Raw genomic sequence first — 20,636 nt, 5'->3', positions numbered from 1 at the left:
GCTTCCCGGCCCGGCAGACTTAGAGGGCGGCGTCCGCCAGCTTGGTGAGTTCGGTGTTCAGCGCCTCGGAGAAGGGCAGTTCCCTGCCGTCGATGGAACGCACCGGCACCAACAGCCGGATGCTGGACGCCAGCCAGACACCGTCGGCCGCGAACAGGTCCTCGGGCACCAGCGGCCCGTACCCCAGCTCCCAGCCGGCAGCTTCAGCCGCCCTGAAAAGGGCATCCTGCGTGGTCCCGGCCAGGATGCCGCTCTTGCGCTCGGGGGTGAGCAGGGTACGCACGCCGTTGCGTTCGCGGGCCAGCACCACGGTGGACGTTGGCCCTTCGAGGACCTTGCCGTCGGAGGACGTGAAGATTGCATCGTCGGCGCCGTTCGCGCGGACGTAGCGCAGGGCGGCCATGTTCACGGCATAGGAGAGCGTCTTGGCGCCGAGCAGCAGCCACGGAGCTCGGGCAGCCGCCAGGCTGTCATAACCGCGGTCCAGGAGCAGGACCTTGATGCCCTCGGTGCGCTGCCGTGAGGCATCGGGGGCAGCGGTCACCTGCACCCATGCCGTGGGTGTGCCGGCGCCCTCGACGCCACGGGTCACCACGAGTTTCACCGCCGCCCGGGCGGCGGAACCGGTTCCGGCGGCGGAGGCCTCCGTGTGCAGGGCGAGCGCGGTGGCAATGGCCCGTTCCCAGGCATCGCGCGGCGGCAGCGCCAGGTCCAGCAGCTGCGCCGAGGATGCCATCCGGTCCAAATGGGCGCCCGGTTTACGGGGCACCCCGTCCACGGCCAGGAGCGATTCGAAGATCCCGTCCCCGCGGGTCACACCCAGATCATTGATCATCAGCTGGGGGACCCCGGCGTCCGCCGGACGGCCGTCGGGGAAAGCTGAATCCAGGAAAACCAGAACAGTCATGTCATCAGCGTAGCGGCGCAGGCCCGGATAGGTCCTTCCGGCCGATAGGCTGTCTAAAAGGCGGCTCGGGAGGAGCATAAGTGTGTGGTGGTCTCTGACCGGTATTGACCTGGCTGGGTGGACTACCGGCGTGTTGACGGCGGTGGATTACGCGATCCGGATCATTGCCCTGGGCATTGTGCCGGGCAACCGCCGGCCCACCACAGCAATGGCCTGGCTGTTGTGCATCTTCTTCCTGCCGATCCCGGGGATCATTCTCTTTTCACTCTTCGGCAACCACCGGCTCTCCGAACACCGGGTCAAACGGCAGGCTGAAATCAGCCGACTGGTCCGTGAAAACACCAAGGAACTGGAAACCGAGGGCACCAACTACGGCGGCCCCGAGTGGGTACTGAATGCCGCAGAACTCAACCGCCGGCTGGGCTCCTTTCCCACCCTGGACGGCAACAAGGTGGACGTGCAGCGCGACTACCTCGAGTCCATTGCGGACATGACCCGCGAAGTGGAATTGGCCAAGCGGTACGTCCATGTGGAGTTCTACATCATGGGCTATGACGCCGTGACCCGGGACTTCTTCCAGGCCCTGAAGGACGCTGCAGGGCGCGGAGTCACCGTCCGGCTGCTTTTCGACCACATCGGCACCCTGCGCATCCCCGGCTACCGGAAGCTGCTGCGGGAACTGCGCAGCAGCGGCGTCCAATGGCGGCGGATGCTTCCGGTGGAGCCGCTCCGCGGGCGCTGGCGCCGCCCCGACCTGCGCAACCACCGCAAAATCCTGGTGGTGGACGGGGCAGTGGGCTTCACCGGCTCCCAGAACATGGTGGAGCCGGCCTACAACAAACGCCGAAACCGCCGGTCCGGCCGCAAATGGGTAGAGCTGATGGCCCGCATGGAAGGGCCGGTGGTGGACGAACTCAACGTTGTCTTCGCCACCGACTGGAACGCCGAAACGGACGAAAACCTGGAACGCGAACTGGACCTGTACGAATCCTCGTTCAATCCCGGAGACGTCACCTGCCAGGTAGTACCCAGCGGCCCCGGGTTCAGCACCGAGAACAACCTGCGCCTTTTCGCGTCCCTTATTTACTCGGCCAGCGACCGCATTTCCATCACCAGCCCGTACTTCGTCCCCGATGACACGCTGCTTTACGCAGTGACGACGGCGGCGCAGCGCGGCGTGGACGTGGAATTGTTCGTCTCCGAAAAAGGCGACCAGTTCCTGGTGGACCACGCCCAGCGCTCCTACTATGAGGCGCTGCTGCGCGCCGGTGTCCGGATTTACCAGTACCCCAAACCGCTGGTGCTGCACGCAAAGCACTTCACCATCGACGAGGACGTGGCGGTGCTGGGGTCCAGCAACATGGACATGCGCTCATTTTCGCTGAACCTCGAGGTGTCGGTGATGATGTTTGACGGCACCATTGTGAAGCAGATCCGCCGCATCGAGGACACCTACCGGGCCCTGTCCAAGGAGCTCATCCTGGAGAACTGGGTGGGCCGGCCGGTCTGGCAGCGGTACATCGACAACGTGGCCCGGCTGACCGCGACCTTGCAGTAATCCCTAGCCGGGAATGTGCTGCGGTTCAGGCTGCAGCCGGGACAGGACGGCCGCCAGCGCTGCCCCGGCGTTCCCCTGCGGACCCACCAGACGCACGGTGAGATCCGCGGCGGAGGCGGCGTCGTCGTCGGCAGCCCAGCGGCGTTCCTGTGCCGCCCAGCGTTCCCAGTGCGGAGCGTAGGTGCCGCCGTCGCGTTCCAGTGCGCAGCGGCGGCGGACCGTTTCCTCACCCGCCACCCAGACCGTGGTGTCCAGCAGGGCGCGGGCCTCGCGGTGCCCGGAGCCCACGCCTTCGAAGACCACGACGTCGGCCGGTTCGGTGGTCTGCCAGTCTCCGTAGCGGCCGGCATCCCAGTCCCAGGCCTGCCAGCGGGCGGAGCGTCCTTCGGCGAGCGGGCGCAGGATCTGCTCGCGGTAGTAGGTCATTCCCGATTCCAGGCCGTCCCAGCCCGGGTAGACATCCTCCAGATGGAACAGCCGCACGGAGCCGAATCGGGTCATGGCGGCGGCAATTTCGGTGGCCAGGGTCGTTTTGCCGGCACCGGAGAAGCCGTCCACGGCAATAAGCAGGGGCGCGCCGGGTTTAGCGGGCATCGGGGGTGTTGCCCGTGCACACGGTCAGGATTCGGAACATTCCTTAACCCTAGCCAGAAAAGGTCAGGCCCGAAGAAGCAGCTCCCCGCACGGGATGAGGAACCAGCCGTCCGGGGCATCGGCCCACTCCCGCCAGCCGGCGGCAACCTGTTCCAGCTGGTGACGGTCCGCCAGTCCGCGTTCCCGGGCCTGCTCGGCGAAGGCGGAGTGCAGTACGCGTTCGGACCAGGATTCCGCGTGCCTGCGCCGCTCTTCCGGTGTCGCGTAGAGCCAGTTGGAGGATGAGGGTGTGATCTCGGTGAAGCCGGCCTCCAGTGCCCATGCCAGCAGGTGCCTGCCGGCATCGGGCTCAGCGGAGTTGCCGCGGGCAATCTCCCGGTAGATCCGCATCCACTGCGCCAGTTCCGGTGTGGGCGGATGCCAGATCATGCCGGCGAAATCGGCGTCGCGCACCGCCACCAGCCCGCCGGGCTTGGCGACCCGGCGCATTTCCCGCAGTGCGGCCACCGGGTCCATCAGGTGCTGGAGCACCTGATGGGCGTGGACAACGTCGAAGGTTTCATCCGGGAAATCGAGGTCGTAGACGTTCCCTGCAACAAAGGAGGCATTAGCCAGCCCGCGCCCGGCTGCCCGTGCACGGGCGGAGACAAGGACGTCCTCGGAGGAATCCAGGCCCACCACGGGTCCCGGTGCCGCAAGCGCCGCGAAGTCGGCGGTGATGCTGCCCGGGCCGCAGCCGACGTCGAGAATGCTTACTCCCGGCTGCAGTTCCGGCAACAGATACGCTGCGCAGTCCCGCGCAGTGCGGAGGGCATGGACGTCCACCACGCTGCGGTGATGGCCGTGGGAATAGGTTTCGGAAGCCATGGCAGGACCCTACCGCCAGACCCGCCGGGGAGGGGGAAGGGCCGGCTGCCGTGTTCCGCAACCTCCGGGCACAGAGTTGAGCCGGATGCGCTCAAGTTTGTTGACAAAGAAGTGCTGCTGAGTAAAGTTGAGTGTAGAACGCTCAATAGCTCTTGGTGGCGAACCGGGTGGCTGTCCTCCGGGGCAGGCCGCGCCGGTGTCGCCACGAGATGCGGGTTTCTCCAAGGAAAGAGGAAGCAAATATGTCACGTGCAGTAGGTATTGACCTCGGTACTACCAACTCGGTTGTCTCGGTTCTCGAAGGCGGCGAGCCCACGGTTATCGCCAACGCCGAAGGCGGCCGCACCACGCCGTCCGTCGTAGCCTTCGCCAAGTCCGGTGAAGTCCTGGTCGGCGAGATCGCCAAGCGCCAGGCCGTCAATAACATTGACCGGACCATCGCTTCCGTCAAGCGCCACATGGGCACCGACTGGAACGTTGACGTGGACGGCAAGAAGTACACCGCCCAGGAGATCTCCGCCCGCATCCTGATGAAGCTGAAGAACGACGCCGAGGCCTACCTCGGTGAGAAGGTCACGGACGCCGTGGTCACCGTTCCCGCCTACTTCAACGATGCCGAGCGTCAGGCAACCAAGGAAGCCGGCGAGATCGCAGGCCTCAACGTGCTGCGCATCGTCAACGAGCCCACCGCAGCTGCCCTGGCGTACGGCCTGGACAAGGGCAAGGAAGACGAACTCATCCTCGTCTTCGACCTCGGCGGCGGCACCTTCGACGTTTCCCTGCTGGAAGTCGGCAAGGACGAAGACGAATTCTCGACCATCCAGGTCCGTGCAACGGCCGGCGACAACCGCCTCGGCGGCGACGACTGGGACCAGCGCATTGTTGATTACCTGCTGAGCCAGGCCAAGGCCAAGGGTGCTGATCTGTCCAAGGACAAGATCGCCCTGCAGCGCCTGAAGGAAGCTGCGGAGCAGGCCAAGAAGGAACTCTCCTCGGCCACCTCCACCAACATCTCCCTGCAGTACCTCTCGGTCACCCCCGAAGGCCCGGTTCACCTGGATGAGCACCTGTCCCGTGCCAAGTTCCAGGACCTGACCAAGGATCTGCTGGACCGCACCAAGAAGCCGTTCAACGACGTCATTTCCGAGGCCGGCATCAAGGTCTCCGACATCGACCACATCATCCTTGTGGGCGGTTCCACCCGTATGCCGGCTGTCAGCGAACTGGTGAAGGAACTCGCCGGCGGCAAGGAGCCGAACAAGGGCGTAAACCCTGACGAGGTTGTGGCCGTGGGCGCTGCCCTGCAGGCCGGCGTGCTGAAGGGTGAGCGCAAGGACGTGCTGCTCATCGACGTCACCCCGCTGTCCCTGGGCATCGAAACCAAGGGCGGTGTGATGACCAAGCTGATCGAGCGCAACACGGCCATCCCCACCAAGCGCAGCGAAACCTTCACCACGGCGGATGACAACCAGCCGTCCGTGGCCATCCAGGTCTTCCAGGGCGAACGCGAATTCACCCGCGACAACAAGCCGCTGGGCACGTTCGAGCTGACCGGCATTGCGCCGGCTCCGCGCGGCGTTCCGCAGATCGAGGTCACCTTCGACATCGACGCCAACGGCATTGTGCACGTGTCCGCCAAGGACAAGGGCACCGGCGCGGAGCAGTCCATGACCATCACCGGCGGGTCCTCCCTCAACAAGGAAGACATCGACCGCATGGTCCGCGAGGCCGAAGAGCACGCCGCGGAAGACAAGAAGCGCCGCGAGGCCGCCGACATCCGCAACTCGGCCGAGCAGCTCGCCTACTCGGTGGACAAGCTCCTCACCGACAATGACGACAAGCTGCCCGAAGACGTCAAGACCGAGGTCAAGTCCGACGTCGACGCGCTGAAGAAGGCGCTTGAAGGCACGGACAACGACGACGAGGTCAAGACCGCGTTTGAGAAGCTGCAGGCTTCCCAGACCAAGCTGGGCGAAGCTATTTACGCCCAGGCCTCCGCAGCCGGCGCTGACAGCACCCCCGGTGCTGCTGACGGTGCTCCGGCCGGTGACGGCTCTGCCGCAGGCAGCGCCGCCGGTGACGAAGACATCGTTGACGCCGAAGTTGTCGACGACGAAGAAAAGAAGTAATCATGCCGGCGGAAAACGAGCACGGGAACACTCCCGAAGGTGAAGAGCCCGTAAACGGCCAGGACACGCCCGGCGCGGGCGAGACTGCGGATTCCGCCAACGGTGGCGCGGCAGGGGAGGAAGCTTCGGCTTCCGCCCCGGCCGCCGGGGCCGACGGAGATGCGCTCTCCCAGGCGGAGCAGATCCTGAACAACGCCGACGTGCCGGCCCAGCCTGCCGCGTCCGGTTCGCCGGAAGCCGCTGAACTGCGCAACGACCTGCTGCGACTGCAGGCCGAGTACGTGAACTACCGCAAGCGGGTGGAACGCGACCGCGACGTCGCCCGGGAAATGGCCGTCATCGGAGTGCTGAACTCCCTGATGCCCGTCCTGGACGACATCGACGCCGCACGCCAGCACGGCGACCTGGCGGAGGGACCCTTCGCTGCGATCGCTACCAAGCTGGAGAACTCGCTGAAGACGTACGGGCTCAGCCGCATCGATGAGACCGGTGTGGAGTTCGATCCGAACATCCACGAGGCACTCATCCAGCAGCAGAGCGCGGACGTCACGTTCGATACCGTCACGCAGATCCTGAGGGCCGGCTACAAGTCCGGCGACCGGGTCCTGCGTGCCGCGCAGGTGATTGTTTCGGTTCCGGAACAGTAGTTGTACCGTGTCCGGGGCCGCCGTAAAGCGGCCCCGGACATTTTTCCATCGGCAGGTCCCGCAGCAGGGGCAGCAGGCCCGGCAGCCGTGTTTTCACGGCAATGCAGCGGGATTCGCAAATGAGGAAGGGACACCAATTGGCTAGTCAGGATTGGGTCGATAAGGACTTTTACAAGATTCTGGGTGTTCCCAAGGATGCGTCCGACGCCGACATCAAGAAGGCGTACCGCAAACTGGCGCGGAAGTACCATCCCGACCAGAACCAGGGCGACGCCAACTCCGAGCGGATGTTCAAGGACCTCTCCGAGGCGTATTCGGTCCTCTCCGATGCCGAGGAACGCCAGCAGTATGACGCCATCCGCGCCATGGGAAGCGGCGCCCGGTTCACTGCCGGCGGCCCCCAGGGCGGCGGCGGCGCCGGCGGGGCGGGCTTCGAGGATATCTTCGGAGACCTGTTCGGGCAGACCGCACGCGGCGGCGGCCGGAGGACCACCTTTAACGCGGGCGGCAGCAACATCCCGCCCGAATTCGCCGACCTTTTCGGCGGCGGCAGCGGTTTCGGCGGCGGCGGCTTCGGCGCCCCGCCGCCCACCAAGGGCGCGGACCGGACGGCCAGCACCACCATTTCCTTTGCCGGATCCATTAACGGAACCGTGATCGGCCTGCGCGAACCCAGCGGCGAAGTAGTGGAGGTCCGGGTGCCGGCCGGCGTCAAGGACGGCCAGAAGATCCGGGTGCGCGGCAAGGGGCAGCCCGGCGCCGCAGGTGCCGGAGACCTGATGGTCACCGTCCACGTCACGCCGCACGACTTCTTCACCCGCGAGGGCAACAACATCCGGATCCACGTTCCGGTCTCGTTCCCCGAGGCAGCCCTGGGGGCGACCATCGAGGTGCCTACCCTCACCTCCGATACCGTCCGGCTCAAGGTACCCGCCGGAACACCGTCGGGACGCACCCTGCGGGTCAAGGGCCGCGGCGTGCACACCTCCAAGGGCAACGGGGACCTGCTGGTGACTATCGACGTCGCCGTGCCCACCCACTTGAACAAGGACGCCCGGGAAGCTGTGGAGGCATTTGCCGATGCGACCAAGGGCGAGGACCCCCGGGTCGGATTGGCAGCAAAAGCACGGCTTTAACAGGTGGTTTCATCCGCCGGAGGGCGAACTTCCCGCGCTACCATTTCAACAGCAGTGAAGGAGGAACAATGGGCATAGATGTCAATGCGCCTATTTTCGTGATCTCCGTTGCCGCTGAGCTCGCGGAAATGCATCCGCAGACCCTCCGGCAATACGACCGGCTCGGGATTGTCCGTCCCAGTCGGGCGCCCGGCCGCTCCCGCCGCTACTCGCAGCGCGACATCGAACTGCTGCGAGAGGTCCAGAAACTCTCCCAGGAGGGCGTTTCCCTCGAAGGCATCAAGCGGATCATGGAGCTGCAGAACCAAGTCACCGGCCTGCGCCAGCGGGTTGTGGAACTCTCCACCCAACTGGACGAGGCGCAACGGCGTGCCCCGGACCGCAGCCGCGTCTTCGCTGCCGGGCTCGCCGGCGACGTCGTCACCCTCAGCCGCGGGCAGCGCCCGCCGGCCGCCGCGACAGCCGTTCAGCAGCTGGGCCTGGTCTCGCTGATGGAGCGCCGGAGCAGGCTGCGCGCCCTTCCCGCCGGCAAGTCCGCCGAGCGGAACTACGCCGACGACGACTACGTGCAGTCACTCTAAGCGCCGGCCGCTGGTGTCCTTGTGACACAATGCCGGGATGCCATACGAGGAAACCCCGGTAGGCCAGGTCCAGGCGCTGTACCGCTATCCGGTCAAGTCCACCGCGGGCCAGGCGGTGCGCGCGTCCGCCGTGACCGGCACGGGATTGCAGCATGACCGCCGGTGGGCGGTTTACACCGGCGACGGCGGCATCGCCAGCGGCAAGCGGACCCGGCGGTTCCGCCCGGTCCCCGGGCTGATGCAGTGGTCCTCCGTGGTCGAGGACAACAACATCCTTGGTGAGAACAACTTCCTTGATGACAACGGCGGCGTACCGCTGCTGCTGAGCCCCGAGGGCCATCGGTATCGAGTCGATGATCCGGCCGCCTCGCGGGCGCTGAGCGCAGCCTTCGGCCGGGAACTGACCCTGCGGGCCGAAACCGGTGCCGGACACCACGACGAGACGCCCCTGCACCTGGTGACAACATCCTCACTGACTGCTCTCGAGGACCTGGCCGGTGGTGCGGTGGATGACCGCCGCTTCCGCGCCAACATCGTGATCGACACCGGTTCCCAGCCGGCGTTCTGCGAGGACGACTGGGTGGGCGCCGAACTGGTCCTCGGAGGCGAGGTTGTTCTGCGTCTGGGGGAGGGGATGCCACGCTGCGTGATGATCGACCAGGCGCAGGCGGGTGTCCCGGCGGAAACCAAAGCCCTCAAGCTGCTCGGCAGTTCCCACTCCGCGGAGTTCGGTCTGCAGGCGCACGTAGTGCGGACCGGAATGCTGCGGGTGGGAGATGCCGTTGTCCTCCGCCGCAGCAGGACCGCATAACGTCGCGTGCAGCCCCGGTCAGGACCCCATGACTCCGGTTGCGGGGGCCGGTCCCGCCCAGCCGTAGCGCAGGAGCACGGCTCCATTTTCCGAAGCGGCTGAAGCTTCGAGCAGTTTCAGTTCCGCGGGCGGCCCGTCCGGAGGAAACAGGCGCTTCCCGGGGCCGAGAACTACGGGATACACCCACAGGTTCAGGGAGTCGAACATACCGCCCGCCACCAGGGTGCGGGCGAAATCGATGCTCCCGATGACGTGGACGTCCTGGTGTCGCGCCCGTAAGCCTGCCACCGCGTCCGCCAGGTCCCCCTCGAGGTGGTGCGAGTCCCGCCATCGGCCCAGATCCGGGGTTCCCCGGGACACGACGTATTTGGGGATGGAGTCAAACTTGCGTGCAATGTCGGAGTTGCCACCGTCCAGCTGGTGAGGCCAGTAGTCGGCGAAGATGTCGTAGGTCTTCCGGCCCAGCAGCAGTGCGTCCATGGAGGAGATGCCCTCGTCCACCTGCGCTCCCACGGTTTCGTCGAACAGGGGAGCCTGCCAGCCACCGTAGGCGAAGCCGGCCTCCGGGTCTTCCTCCGGGCCGCCCGGAGCCTGGGCGACGCCGTCGAGGGTCATAAAAAGATCGATGGAAACGCGGCCGGCCATGGTGCCCTCCCGTTGGTTGCGGCACTGGGTGACGGTGACAGGCACCATGCTCGTGACGCGGCGTTGTACCTGTCAACAGAAGCGGCGGCATCCTCCGCCCGGCGCACTGACCCGCCGGTTGCGGCACAGCATCCCACCCGGTGGGGTTCCTGTTGCCGTCCGGGACCTCAGCTGTAACAGCAGCACCACTTAGTGGGTCCCCGTGCACGCAGACGGGCCGGCGGCGTCCACCGGCCCCCGGGTTCCTGCTGCTCAGCGCCGGGCGTCGGCACCCGGGCGAAGGCGGATGAGGCGCTGCGGCCCGTCGTCGTCCAGCTCCACCAGGTCGCCGTGCGAGGAGAGGAAGTCGGTGAAGGACCGGAAGCCCAGCGGCTTCTCGTTGAAGGCCGGGTCCATCCGGCGCATCTGGTTCTTGACCGTGCCCGTGTTGAGCCACTCGTCGGCGTCGCCCTTCGCGTGGCCGATCTGCAGGGCCCGCACGAGGAGTTCCGTCGCGAGGACACCCGGGTCGACGTCGTCGGCGGGCTCCGGCTCCTCAAACCCGGCCTGTCCCGTGTGCGAGAACATGGGGACGGTGGTGAGCCTGCGGGCTGGAGCCGGATCGGGCTGCGAATCCGTCGGTGCCGCAGTCTTTTTGGCGGCAGTATCCGCCGCGGCCGGAGCGGCGGCTGCGGCTTCAATCCCGGGAAGCGAGTCGTAATCCTCGAATTCGTCGCAGGCCGCAGCGAGGGAAGTGCTGGTTGACCCGGCAACGCCGATGCCGACGACGAAGCGGCCGAGCCGCTTGGACTTCTGCGCGAGGGCAATGTAGTCGCTGTCGCCGGCGACGATGATGACGTGGGTCAGGTCGGGCAGGCGGAAGAGGTCTTCGACTACGTCCACGGCGAGGCGGATGTCCGCCCCGTTCTTGGTTCCGCGCGTCGTGGTGGTGAACAGCTGCGTAAGGTCCACTGCCCGGGACATCAGCTGGCGCTGGTAACTCGCGTTCACCGGTACCGACCAGTCGGCATAGGCGCGGTTAACCACCAGGGTGCCGAAGGAAGCGGCGAAATCGATAATGGCGTTGAAGTCCACCGTCGCTGCAGTGAGCTTGGCGGCAACTTCGGGATCGGCCTCGCGGTTCGTCCGGTCGAAATTCCGGATCCCGTCACGCTGGAACGCGTTGCGGCCATGCAACTGCTGATAGCGCGAGATGACAATGTTGTCGAAGTCGATGTAGAGGCCGACGCGTGCGTCGTTCGGTTCAGTCATGGTTCTTAGATCCTTCGGTAAGCAAGGTCAAAAATCAGTCGGCCGCCCTCGTGGGCCTTGTTCTCGAAGCTGGTCAGGGTCCGGCCCTCGAAGCGGGGGGCCCAGCCGCCGCGGGTATCGACGTCGTCTTCCGGGGCCTTGTTCTCCAGGCCCTCCCGGTGCACGCGGGTCAGCGGGCTTTCGTCACCGGCACGTTCGCCGGTGTGCAGATTCTCGAACCGGGCCGAAGCATCCAGCACTTCGCGCATCTGTACGGCGTAGTCGGACCAGTCCGTTGCCAGGCGCCAGGTGCCACCGGGTACCAGCACCCGGGCCACCAGCTCGGCGAAGGATTCCTTGACCAGGCGGCGCTTGTGATGCCGGGTCTTGTGCCAGGGGTCGGGGAAGAACACCCAAACCTCCGCCACGGACCCGGCCGGGAGCATGCTGGTCAGCACCTCCGGGGCATTCGCCTGGACCACGCGGATATTGGTCAGGCCCTTCTGCCCAATCCGCTGCAGGGTCTGCGCCAGGCCCGGGAGATAGACCTCCACGGCGAGGAAGTCCTTCTCGGGATTCTGCTCGGCGGCATGCGCAACGGCTTCGCCCAGGCCCGAGCCGATTTCGACGACGAGGGGAGCGGTGCGCCCGAACTCGGCGGCGGCGTCGAACACGTATCCGGGGTGCACCGAGGTGTCGGCCTCATCACGCGGGACATCCACCACGAAGCGTTCGGAGAGTTCATCCCAGGCCTGCTGGCGACGGCCCTGCAGGCGCGAGCCGCGCCGGACAAAGGACACCGGAGAGCGGAAATGCTGCTCCTCGTCGGTGCCGGCAGCGGGATCCGCCGGCCCGGTTTCGGCGGCGTCGGGCAGGGCTGGTTCAGTAGTCATCACTGTTAATGCTATCGGCTGGCACGGCCCCGGATTTCACCGCCGGTGCAGCCCCCGATTAGGAAAGATTCCGCATTACGGTAAACTGGAGGCAGATGTTGGTCCTGCCACTGTTGAACCATGCTTAAAATCCAAGGTTTCAACAGTGTGTGTAAGCAGTCCAGCCTGCGTCGATGAACGCTTTCTTTTGTCCCGCTTCAGTGCGGTAGACACTGTCTGACTTTTCTTCGGCGAACCCCCGGCCCAAACGGCGTTGGGGGCCTCTTACCGAAAGTTGCCTGTCTTTAATGACCACTTTTGCTGCCCTTGGTGTGCCCAAGGCACTTGTTTCCTCCCTCGCCGCCGCCGGAATTGACGAGGCCTTCCCCATTCAGGTGGAAACCCTTCCGGACACTCTTAAGGGCCGTGACGTCCTGGGCCGCGGCCGCACCGGTTCCGGCAAGACGCTGGCGTTCTCCCTTCCGCTGGTTGCACGTCTGGCCGAGAATGAAGCCGCCTACCGCCGCCGCCCGAACCGCCCGCTGGGCCTGGTCCTGGCGCCGACCCGCGAGCTGGCCACGCAGATCAACAACGTGATTGAGCCCCTGGCCAAGGAGCTGGGCCTGAACACCACCGTGATCTACGGCGGCGTGTCCCAGCAGCGTCAGGAAAAGGCACTCAAGGCCGGCGTCGACATCGTCATCGCCTGCCCCGGCCGCCTCGAAGACCTGATGAAGCAGAAGGTCATCAGCCTCGAGTCCGTCGAGATCACCGTGCTGGACGAGGCCGACCACATGGCCGACCTCGGCTTCCTGCCGGTTGTCCAGCGCCTGCTGGACCGCACTCCGGAAAAGGGCCAGCGGATGCTGTTCTCCGCCACCCTGGACAACGGCGTCGACAAGCTGGTCCGCCGCTACCTGTCCAACCCGCTGACGCACTCCGTGGATGAGCCGCAGGCAGCGGTGTCCACCATGGAGCACCACGTGCTGCTGGTCCAGGACCAGACGGCCAAGAAGCTGCTGGTCAAGGAACTGGCCGGTGGCCAGGGCCGCCGCATCATGTTCATGCGCACCAAGCACCACGCCCGCAAGATGGCCCAGTTCCTCACGGACAACGGCATCCCCACGGTGGACCTGCACGGCAACCTGTCCCAGAATGCCCGTGACCGCAACCTGGCGGAGTTCGCTTCGGGCGACGTCCGCGTCCTGGTGGCCACCGACGTCGCCGCCCGCGGCGTGCACGTGGACGACGTCGAGCTGGTCGTCCACATCGACCCGCCCACGGAACACAAGGCATACCTGCACCGCTCAGGCCGTACAGCCCGCGCCGGTTCCAGCGGAACCGTCGTGACGCTGACCCTTCCGGAGCAGAAGAGCGAGGTGTCGAAGCTGATGAAGGCTGCCGGCGTCGACGTTTCCATCGAGAAGGTCAGCCACAACTCGCCGTCGATCGCCAAGCTCATTGGCGAACGCGCGGCCATCGTGGAACCGCATGTCCGTGCAGCGCAGCTTGCCGCCAAGTCCCCGCAGCAGGGCGGCGGGCGCTCCACCGGCGCCAACGCCCAGCGCAAGCGTGCTGCCCGCAGCACAGGTGCTCCCCGCGCCGGCGGACGCGGCGGTACAGGCGGACGCGGACGCGTTTCGGCTGAACGCCCCGACCGCATGGAACGCAGCGAACGCAATGACCGTGCCGTCGACGACGTGCGTACGCAGCGTCCGGCCCGGTCCTCTGACGGCCGCCGCAACAGCGCCTCAGCGGCCACCGCATCCGGCCGCAACCGCCGCCCGGCAACCGGCCAGCGCGCCGAGGGCGCCGGCAGCGGCCAGCGTGCAGGCGGAGCCTCCCGGGGCGCCGCCGGTGCAGCCTCCGGCCGTCCGGCACGTGCCGCCGGTCCCCGCCGCGCAACGGCACCGGCGTCGAACGAACGCCGTTCCCGCTAAGGCATAGCCACAGCTGAGAAGAGGCGCCGCACCCACAAGGTGCGGCGCCTCTTCTGCTTTCCAGGAGTGGACTACTCCGTGTAAAGCCCCATTCCACGCAGCACATTGCGGCGGGCCGCATTGGAGATAAGGAACCGGCGGCCGGTGGTGACCTCCGGTTCAATGCGGACAAACGCGTTTCTCGTCCCCGACTGCCACGGAAAGAGCGCGAGTTCTTCGGAGTCCATGATCTCCGAGAAGTCGTCGAGCAGGGTGGCGCCGCCCTTGAGCACCACGCTCCAGGCGGAGGACAGCGTGTCATCGTAACCGTCAATTTCGAACGCAACCGGGTTGCCCGAGAGTGCGCCGGCCAGTTTGGTTCCCGCCGCGGTGCGGAAAACCACCGTGCCGTGGTCGACGGCAAAGTTAATGGGGAAAATTTCGGGATGTCCGTCGACAATCACGGCGAGCCGGCCGAACTTGGCCTGCCGGACGTATGTCCAGCACTGGCTGGAAGTCAGGTGGTCTGCGGGGTTCTCATCGCTGATCGGCATGGCGTCAGTCTAGGGCAGGTGCAGGCGGGCGGGTATGCAGGCAGAGAAGCCGTGGCTTATCTGTGCCGTGTGGAGAACAATGGAGCCATGAAAGCGATCCTGAACGTCATCTGGCTGCTGTTCGGCGGTATCTGGCTCGCGCTCGGTTATGCGCTGGCGGGCGTGGTCTGCTGCCTGCTGATTGTCACCATCCCGTTCGGCATCGCATCCTTCCGCATCGCCAACTATGCGCTCTGGCCGTTCGGCCGGACGGTTGTGGACCGGGGCGGGTTCACCGGTCCCCTCAGCCTGCTGGGAAACATCATCTGGCTGCTGCTGGCCGGCATCTGGATCGCCATTGGACACGTCCTCACGGCCATCCCGATGTTCGTGAGCATCGTCGGAATCCCGCTGGGCATCGCCAACCTGAAGATGCTGCCGATTTCGCTCATGCCGCTGGGCAAGGTCATCGTGCCCACGGACACCTGGCAGATCACGCCGTACGCCGGGAACGCGTACCGGCAGCCCGGTTATCAGGGCCGGGTTGCACCCCAGCAGCAGTGGCCTTCCTGATCCGGTCCGTAGCCTGATTGGCTGACGGGGCTCCGGCGGCCTGCTGCTTAGCCCTGGGCGCCCTCAAGGAAGGCCTTCATGAGCGGTCCTCCGGAGGTGGAGCCCCGCTCGCCCTGCTCCACGAACACGGCAACGGCCAGGTCGCCCTGGATGGCCAGCACCCATGCATGGGTCTCCGGCGGCGTCTGGCTGCCGAACTCAGCGGTTCCGGTCTTGGCGAGCACGGGTTCGCCGGGCACGCCGAGCAGCATCTGCACTCCGCCCTCGGCGACGACGGCGCGCATCATCTCCCGCAGTGATGCTGCCTCCTCTGCCGTGAGGTTGCCCGGAACGGGAGCTGTCGATTCCGAGGTGGAGGCAGTGGGAGCAGCCGAAGCGGAGCCGCCTGCCGGGGCCGGCGGGGTGGATTCCCGGATCAGCGTGGGGGAGACCCGTTCGCCTTTGCCGATGGAGGCACCGGCAACCGCCATGGCCAGCGGGGACACGAGGACCTGCCCTTGTCCGATCAGCGAGGCGGCGTGTTCGGTGCCTTCAGCCTCCGCGGGCACGGACCCCAGGAACGCGTCGGTGCCGATGGACGCGTCCACACCGATGCCCAGGTCTCCGGCGGCAGCGGAGAGGCTCTGCTGGGAAACGGTGCCCTGGGCATTGAGGAAGGCAGTGTTGCAGGAGTTCGCGAATGCCGTGCGCAGCGGGATACTGCCGGTGGCCTCGGCCGGGTAGCCGGGGACGTTGTTGAACTTGCGGCCGTCGACGTTGAGTTCCGACGGGCACTCCACGGTGCTGGCCGGTGTGGTGCCGTTGCGCAGCATCGCCAACGCGGTGGCTGTCTTGAACGTGGATCCCGGCGGGTACTGGCCCAGGAGGGCGGTTTGCTGGCCCTCGCTGCCGGGGCCGTTGGCCACGGTCAGGATCTCGCCGGTGGAGGGCTGGATAGCCACGATGGCCGACGCCGACGGTTCTTGTTCCAGGACTTCCTCGGCCAACTGCTGCAGCTTCGGGTTCAGGGTGGTCTGCAGGTCCGTGCCCGTTTGCGGATCGGAGCTATGGACGGTTTCCTTGGTTCCGGCCTCGTTGTCGACGGTAACCGTGACGCCGGGGCTGCCCTGCAGCTGCGAGTTGTACTGCCTCTGCAGGCCGGAGAGCCCCGTCTGGTCCCCGGCGGACACCCTGCCCTCAGACTCCTCGACCAATTCCGCAGTCGCCTCGCCCACGGTGCCCAGCAGGGCACGGGCGAAGCCGCGGGTGGGTGCCAGGATCCGCTGGGCGGGAAGGGAAAGGGCACCGGGGATGGCTTCGACAGCCGCTGGGGTTGCGGGCCCCTCGGCCTCCTCACGTTGCACAATCGCCTCGACAAAGGCTTCGGGGCCTGAGGCCTGCACCTTTGCGGTGTAGTCGGCGGGATCCAGCCCCACCAGTTCAGCAAGGGCAGCCGACGAGGAGGCATACTGCTCCTCGGAGAGGTCGGGTTTGTTGATGCCGATACGAAGCACCGGCCGCGCATTCATCAGCGGTTCCCCGTTGCGGTCCAGGATGTCGGCACGGTCGCCGGGGGTGGTGGAACGGACCAGCCGGTCGCCGTCGGCCAGGGAATCGAACACTACGGAGGGTGCCCACTCGACAAGCCACTGGTCGTCCTCTCCGCGGCGGAGCTGGGCGGAGCTCTCATAGGACCAGTCCGGCCGCGAATCGCTGTTGACGTCCCAGGCATAGGCCAGCCGTGCGGTGGCGGCGGAGTCATCGTCCTCGTCTTCGTTAACGCCGGCCACCGTGACCTCCGGGCGGAGCGGGCCCATGTCGGCGAGCAACTGCTCCAGCTCCGCATTCACTTCCGCAGGGGTGCCCGCCGTAAAGGCAGATGCTGAAACGTCCATTTGGCTCAGGCCCTGGGCGAGGTCGGCAGCGGCGTCGTCAGGCGACGGCTTGTCCCCTGAGCAGGACACCAGCGTCAGTGCCAGTGCGGCAACGGCAAGGACAGAAACGGAAGTACGGTTTTTCCCCATCCGCACAGGCTACCCGGCGAGTGCCCCGGACAGGGGGAGCAAGCACCGGAAACCTTTCGCCGGGTTGCCCTGGTCCGCGCCGGTCGGCCGACCCTGTGCAGGGCATTGTTTCCCTGCTACGGTTTGAAAAACGGCCGGGAAACGGCCGCTGAAGGTAACTCAGAACTGTAACCCTGAATACAACTCGCTTCCACCGGCATCCTGCGGACAGCCGGGTGGCCGTAATGGCCGCTGGAGGACCGGATCGGTTGCCGGTTGTTCTACGGCAGGAGTGGGCAATGTCCGATCTGGACATAATTCTCGAGAAGACGGTGCGGTCCTACGGGCGGCGGCAGATCCAGGCTGGCCACGCACTGATGATCGTCATGGAGCGTGACATTCCGCATCCCATCGGAGAGGTGTGGTCGGCCCTCGCTGATCCGGAACAGCTGCGCCAATGGGTGGCGGATCCGGAAGGGGACCTGCGCCGCGGCGGCACCTACACACTGCCGGACGGATCCCACGGGACGATCCTGCGTTGCGACGGACCCCGCCTTCTCACCGTGTCCTGGGCGCGGGAGGGGTCCTCCGTGGCGGAAGTGGAGTTCCACCTGACCGGAGAGGACGGGTTCACCCGCTTCGAGCTGCGGTACGCCTCCGTACGCAAGGGATTCGCGGTAACGGCTGCCCCCGGCGCAGGCCTCTGGACCGGTGGTGCGGGGTGGGAATATTTCCTCGATGTCCTGGAGGAATATCTGGCCGGAACCATTCCTGACGAGCCCCAGGGAATCCGGTTTGAAATCGAGGCCGAGGGCCCGCTCGCCCAGCTCTTCGAAGCCCGCAATGAACGGTGGCTGCGAACCGCCCATGACTTCGATCAGGAGCATATTCCCTAGGCTTCGCGCACACGGCGGAGGTGCGCACGGCTTTACTTCCAAAGTTGAGCCGATTAGACTCAACTTTGTTTAGCATTGCGGAAGCATTCTTCGCTGAGGTTTTGAGGAGCCACCGTGGACACGAAATTCACGAACAAGAGCCAAGAAGCACTTTCGGCTGCGGCCATGAACGCGAACACTGCCGGAAATCCACAGATTGAACCGGCGCATCTGCTGAAAGCGCTGATGGATCAGCGGCAAGGGGTCGCCGTCGCTCTCCTGAAGGCTGCCGGAATCAACGTGGATACCGTCAGTGCCGCTGCCAGCACTGCCATCCACCAGTTGCCGTCCTCCTCCGGCAGCTCGGTGGCGCAGCCCCAGTTTTCCAGGCCCTTGCTCCAAGTCATCAACGCAGCGCAGCAGGAAGCCGAGAAGCTGGGGGATGCCTTTGTCTCCACCGAACACCTCCTGCTTGGGTTGTCTCTCGATAACGGCCCTGCAGGAAAAGCGCTTCGGGATAACAACGCCGGGCACGACGCGCTCAGCGCCGTCCTTCCATCCGTACGAGGAGACCGCAAAGTGACCAATGCTGATCCGGAGAACACCTTTCAGGCTCTGGAAAAATTCAGTACCGACCTGACTGAAATGGCCCGCTCGGGCAAACTGGACCCCGTGATCGGCCGGGACGCCGAGATCCGGCGCGTCATCCAGGTGCTCAGCCGCCGCACCAAGAACAACCCCGTGCTTATCGGCGAGCCCGGCGTCGGCAAGACCGCCGTCGTCGAGGGACTTGCCCAGCGCATTGTCGCGGGGGATGTGCCGGAAAGTCTGAACGGCAAGACCCTGCTGTCCCTGGACCTCGGGTCCATGGTCGCCGGGGCTAAATACCGCGGTGAGTTCGAGGAGCGGTTCAAGGCAGTGCTGGAGGAAATCTCCAGCGCCGAAGGGCAGATCGTCACCTTCATCGATGAGCTGCACACCGTCGTAGGTGCGGGCGCAGCCGAGGGATCCATGGACGCCGGCAATATGCTCAAGCCGATGCTGGCGCGCGGGGAACTGCGGCTGATCGGCGCCACCACCCTGGACGAATACCGCGAAAACATCGAAAAGGACGCGGCATTGGAGCGCCGCTTCCAGCAGGTGTACGTCGGTGAACCCAGCGTCCCGGACACCATCGGCATCCTGCGCGGCCTGAAGGAGCGCTACGAGGCCCATCACAAGGTCGCCATCGCCGACTCGGCTCTTGTTGCCGCTGCAACGCTGTCCAACCGGTACATCACCGGACGCCAGCTTCCGGACAAGGCCATTGACCTGGTGGATGAGGCCGCATCCCGGCTGCGGATGGAGATCGATTCCGCCCCCGAGGAAATCGACGAGCTCCGGCGTGCAGTGGACCGGCTCACCATGGAAGAACTCGCACTGGCGAATGAAACGGACGAGGCCTCGATGGAGCGGCTGGCCGTTCTGCGCGAGGACATGGCCAATAAGAAGGAACAGCTGTCGGCGCTCAACGCCCGGTGGGAGGCCGAGAAGGCGGGCCTTAACCGGGTCGGCGACCTCAAGGCGAAGATCGACGAGCTGCGCAGCGAGGCAGAAAAATTCCAGCGCGACGGCGACCTCACGGAAGCCTCCCGCATCCTGTACGGCGAAATACCCGCCCTGCAGAAGGAACTGGAGGCAGCTCAGCAGGCGGAGGAGAACAGCTTCGGCGAAGAAACCCGGGAACTGATGGTCTCCGAGGAAGTCACTGCGGACGACATTGCGGAAGTGGTCTCCGCCTGGACCGGCATCCCGTCCGGACGCATGCTGCAGGGTGAATCCCAGAAACTGCTGGACATGGAAGCAGCCATCGGCTCGCGCCTGATCGGGCAGAGCAAGGCCGTGGCCGCGGTCTCCGATGCCGTGCGCCGCTCACGGGCCGGCGTCAGCGACCCGGACCGGCCCACCGGATCCTTCCTGTTCCTTGGCCCCACCGGCGTCGGCAAGACCGAACTGGCGAAGGCTCTCGCGGACTTCCTCTTCGACGATGAGCGGGCCATGGTCCGCATCGATATGAGTGAGTACTCGGAGAAGCATGCGGTGTCCCGACTGGTGGGGGCACCTCCCGGATACGTGGGCTATGAAGAGGGCGGCCAGCTCACTGAAGCGGTACGCCGCCGCCCCTACTCGGTGATCCTGCTGGACGAAGTGGAGAAGGCACATCCGGATGTCTTCGACATTCTGCTGCAGGTGCTCGACGACGGCCGGCTGACGGACGGCCAGGGCCGGACGGTGGACTTCCGAAATGTCATCCTGATCCTGACGTCCAACCTCGGGTCCCAGTTCCTGGTCGATCCGGGCCTGACCGAGGAGCAGAAGCGCGAATCGGTGATGTCCATGGTCAACGCGAACTTCAAGCCGGAGTTCCTCAACCGACTCGACGACGTGATCCTGTTCGATCCGCTGAGCCTGGAGGACCTGACCCGGATCGTGGACATCCAGGTGCGTGCCCTGGCCAACCGGCTGCATGAGCGCCGTCTGGTGCTGGACGTGACCGATGCAGCGCGGGAATGGCTGGGCCTGACCGGCTACGATCCGGCCTACGGTGCACGGCCGCTCCGCCGCCTGGTGCAGCGGGAGATCGGCGATCAGCTGGCCCGCGGGATCCTGGCCGGAAAGATCAGCGACGGCGACACAGTGCGGGTGGACAGGCCGTCAGACGGGCTGGACGGCGACGGGCTGGTGGCCGAGCCCGGGCTTACGGTGGCTGCGGTCGCCTAGACCACAGCAAAAGGCGC

The 20,636-nt window shown here is 65.9% G+C and carries 18 protein-coding genes; 10 read left to right on the top strand and 8 right to left on the bottom strand.

What is annotated here, in order from left to right; all coding sequences use genetic code 11:
* Positions 1–19: 19 nt before the first annotated feature.
* A complete protein-coding gene (locus N2K98_RS14670) occupies positions 20–907 on the bottom strand; it encodes an aminodeoxychorismate lyase (protein ID WP_255796792.1) in 888 nt (295 codons plus the stop codon).
* A gap of 82 nt (positions 908–989) precedes the next feature.
* Between N2K98_RS14670 and cls the strand changes: the two genes are divergently transcribed.
* Positions 990–2,465 carry a cardiolipin synthase gene (gene cls, locus N2K98_RS14665; protein ID WP_370646359.1) on the top strand — a complete coding sequence of 492 codons (1,476 nt, stop codon included), beginning with the start codon at positions 990–992 and terminating at the stop codon, positions 2,463–2,465.
* A 3-nt stretch (positions 2,466–2,468) separates the two neighbouring features.
* Here the strand turns inward: cls and N2K98_RS14660 are convergent, their stop codons facing one another.
* Together N2K98_RS14660 and N2K98_RS14655 are read right to left on the bottom strand one after the other, a co-directional pair.
* A complete protein-coding gene (locus tag N2K98_RS14660; RefSeq protein ID WP_255864867.1) occupies positions 2,469–3,059 on the bottom strand; it encodes a nucleoside/nucleotide kinase family protein in 591 nt (196 codons plus the stop codon).
* Between the two features lie 63 nt (positions 3,060–3,122).
* A complete protein-coding gene (locus N2K98_RS14655) occupies positions 3,123–3,926 on the bottom strand; it encodes a methyltransferase domain-containing protein (RefSeq protein WP_255864869.1) in 804 nt (267 codons plus the stop codon).
* 242 nt (positions 3,927–4,168) lie between these two features.
* On the opposite strand from N2K98_RS14655, the gene dnaK reads away from it, so the two are divergent.
* The 5 genes from dnaK to N2K98_RS14630 all read left to right on the top strand — a co-directional run bounded on the left by dnaK (position 4,169) and on the right by N2K98_RS14630 (position 9,230).
* Positions 4,169–6,055 (top strand): molecular chaperone DnaK, encoded by a 1,887-nt coding sequence (dnaK, locus tag N2K98_RS14650; RefSeq protein WP_255864870.1) that lies wholly within the window; start codon positions 4,169–4,171, stop codon positions 6,053–6,055.
* Between the two features lie 2 nt (positions 6,056–6,057).
* Positions 6,058–6,702 carry a nucleotide exchange factor GrpE gene (locus N2K98_RS14645; protein WP_255796796.1) on the top strand — a complete coding sequence of 215 codons (645 nt, stop codon included), beginning with the start codon at positions 6,058–6,060 and terminating at the stop codon, positions 6,700–6,702.
* Between the two features lie 137 nt (positions 6,703–6,839).
* Positions 6,840–7,838, top strand: a complete 999-nt coding sequence (locus tag N2K98_RS14640) for a DnaJ C-terminal domain-containing protein (protein ID WP_255796797.1) — start codon at positions 6,840–6,842, stop codon at positions 7,836–7,838.
* A 68-nt stretch (positions 7,839–7,906) separates the two neighbouring features.
* Positions 7,907–8,419 (top strand): heat shock protein transcriptional repressor HspR, encoded by a 513-nt coding sequence (locus tag N2K98_RS14635; protein WP_255864871.1) that lies wholly within the window; start codon positions 7,907–7,909, stop codon positions 8,417–8,419.
* A 37-nt stretch (positions 8,420–8,456) separates the two neighbouring features.
* Entirely contained in the window at positions 8,457–9,230 is a 774-nt protein-coding gene (locus N2K98_RS14630; RefSeq protein ID WP_255864873.1) for an MOSC domain-containing protein, read from the top strand.
* A gap of 18 nt (positions 9,231–9,248) precedes the next feature.
* Here the strand turns inward: N2K98_RS14630 and N2K98_RS14625 are convergent, their stop codons facing one another.
* The 3 genes from N2K98_RS14625 to trmB all read right to left on the bottom strand — a co-directional run bounded on the left by N2K98_RS14625 (position 9,249) and on the right by trmB (position 11,998).
* Entirely contained in the window at positions 9,249–9,923 is a 675-nt protein-coding gene (locus N2K98_RS14625) for a dihydrofolate reductase family protein (protein WP_255864874.1), read from the bottom strand.
* 204 nt (positions 9,924–10,127) lie between these two features.
* Complete coding sequence (locus N2K98_RS14620; RefSeq protein WP_255864875.1) at positions 10,128–11,126, bottom strand: NYN domain-containing protein; 999 nt, start codon at positions 11,124–11,126, stop codon at positions 10,128–10,130.
* A gap of 5 nt (positions 11,127–11,131) precedes the next feature.
* Positions 11,132–11,998, bottom strand: a complete 867-nt coding sequence (gene trmB, locus N2K98_RS14615) for a tRNA (guanosine(46)-N7)-methyltransferase TrmB (RefSeq protein WP_255864876.1) — start codon at positions 11,996–11,998, stop codon at positions 11,132–11,134.
* 287 nt (positions 11,999–12,285) lie between these two features.
* On the opposite strand from trmB, the gene N2K98_RS14610 reads away from it, so the two are divergent.
* Positions 12,286–13,917: a DEAD/DEAH box helicase gene (locus N2K98_RS14610; protein WP_255864877.1), complete on the top strand. Its 1,632-nt coding sequence runs from the start codon at positions 12,286–12,288 to the stop codon at positions 13,915–13,917.
* A gap of 71 nt (positions 13,918–13,988) precedes the next feature.
* Here N2K98_RS14610 and N2K98_RS14605 read toward each other — a convergent pair whose 3' ends face one another.
* A complete protein-coding gene (locus N2K98_RS14605) occupies positions 13,989–14,450 on the bottom strand; it encodes a pyridoxamine 5'-phosphate oxidase family protein (RefSeq protein ID WP_255864879.1) in 462 nt (153 codons plus the stop codon).
* Positions 14,451–14,537: 87 nt separating this feature from the next.
* On the opposite strand from N2K98_RS14605, the gene N2K98_RS14600 reads away from it, so the two are divergent.
* A complete protein-coding gene (locus N2K98_RS14600; RefSeq protein ID WP_229950426.1) occupies positions 14,538–15,002 on the top strand; it encodes a YccF domain-containing protein in 465 nt (154 codons plus the stop codon).
* 47 nt (positions 15,003–15,049) lie between these two features.
* Here the strand turns inward: N2K98_RS14600 and N2K98_RS14595 are convergent, their stop codons facing one another.
* The gene (locus tag N2K98_RS14595; protein WP_255864880.1) at positions 15,050–17,005 is read right to left on the bottom strand and encodes a penicillin-binding transpeptidase domain-containing protein; all 1,956 of its coding nucleotides are present in this window, start codon (positions 17,003–17,005) and stop codon (positions 15,050–15,052) included.
* 278 nt (positions 17,006–17,283) lie between these two features.
* Here N2K98_RS14595 and N2K98_RS14590 point away from each other — a divergent pair, with 278 nt between their 5' ends.
* A complete protein-coding gene (locus N2K98_RS14590; RefSeq protein ID WP_255796808.1) occupies positions 17,284–17,880 on the top strand; it encodes an SRPBCC domain-containing protein in 597 nt (198 codons plus the stop codon).
* 114 nt (positions 17,881–17,994) lie between these two features.
* Positions 17,995–20,619 carry an ATP-dependent chaperone ClpB gene (clpB, locus tag N2K98_RS14585; RefSeq protein ID WP_255864881.1) on the top strand — a complete coding sequence of 875 codons (2,625 nt, stop codon included), beginning with the start codon at positions 17,995–17,997 and terminating at the stop codon, positions 20,617–20,619.
* The last annotated feature ends 17 nt before the right edge of the window (positions 20,620–20,636 follow it).

It is taken from the genome of Arthrobacter jinronghuae (assembly GCF_025244825.1).
Taxonomy (GTDB): domain Bacteria; phylum Actinomycetota; class Actinomycetes; order Actinomycetales; family Micrococcaceae; genus Arthrobacter_B; species Arthrobacter_B jinronghuae.
This window is presented reverse-complemented; position numbering and strand designations above follow the sequence as displayed.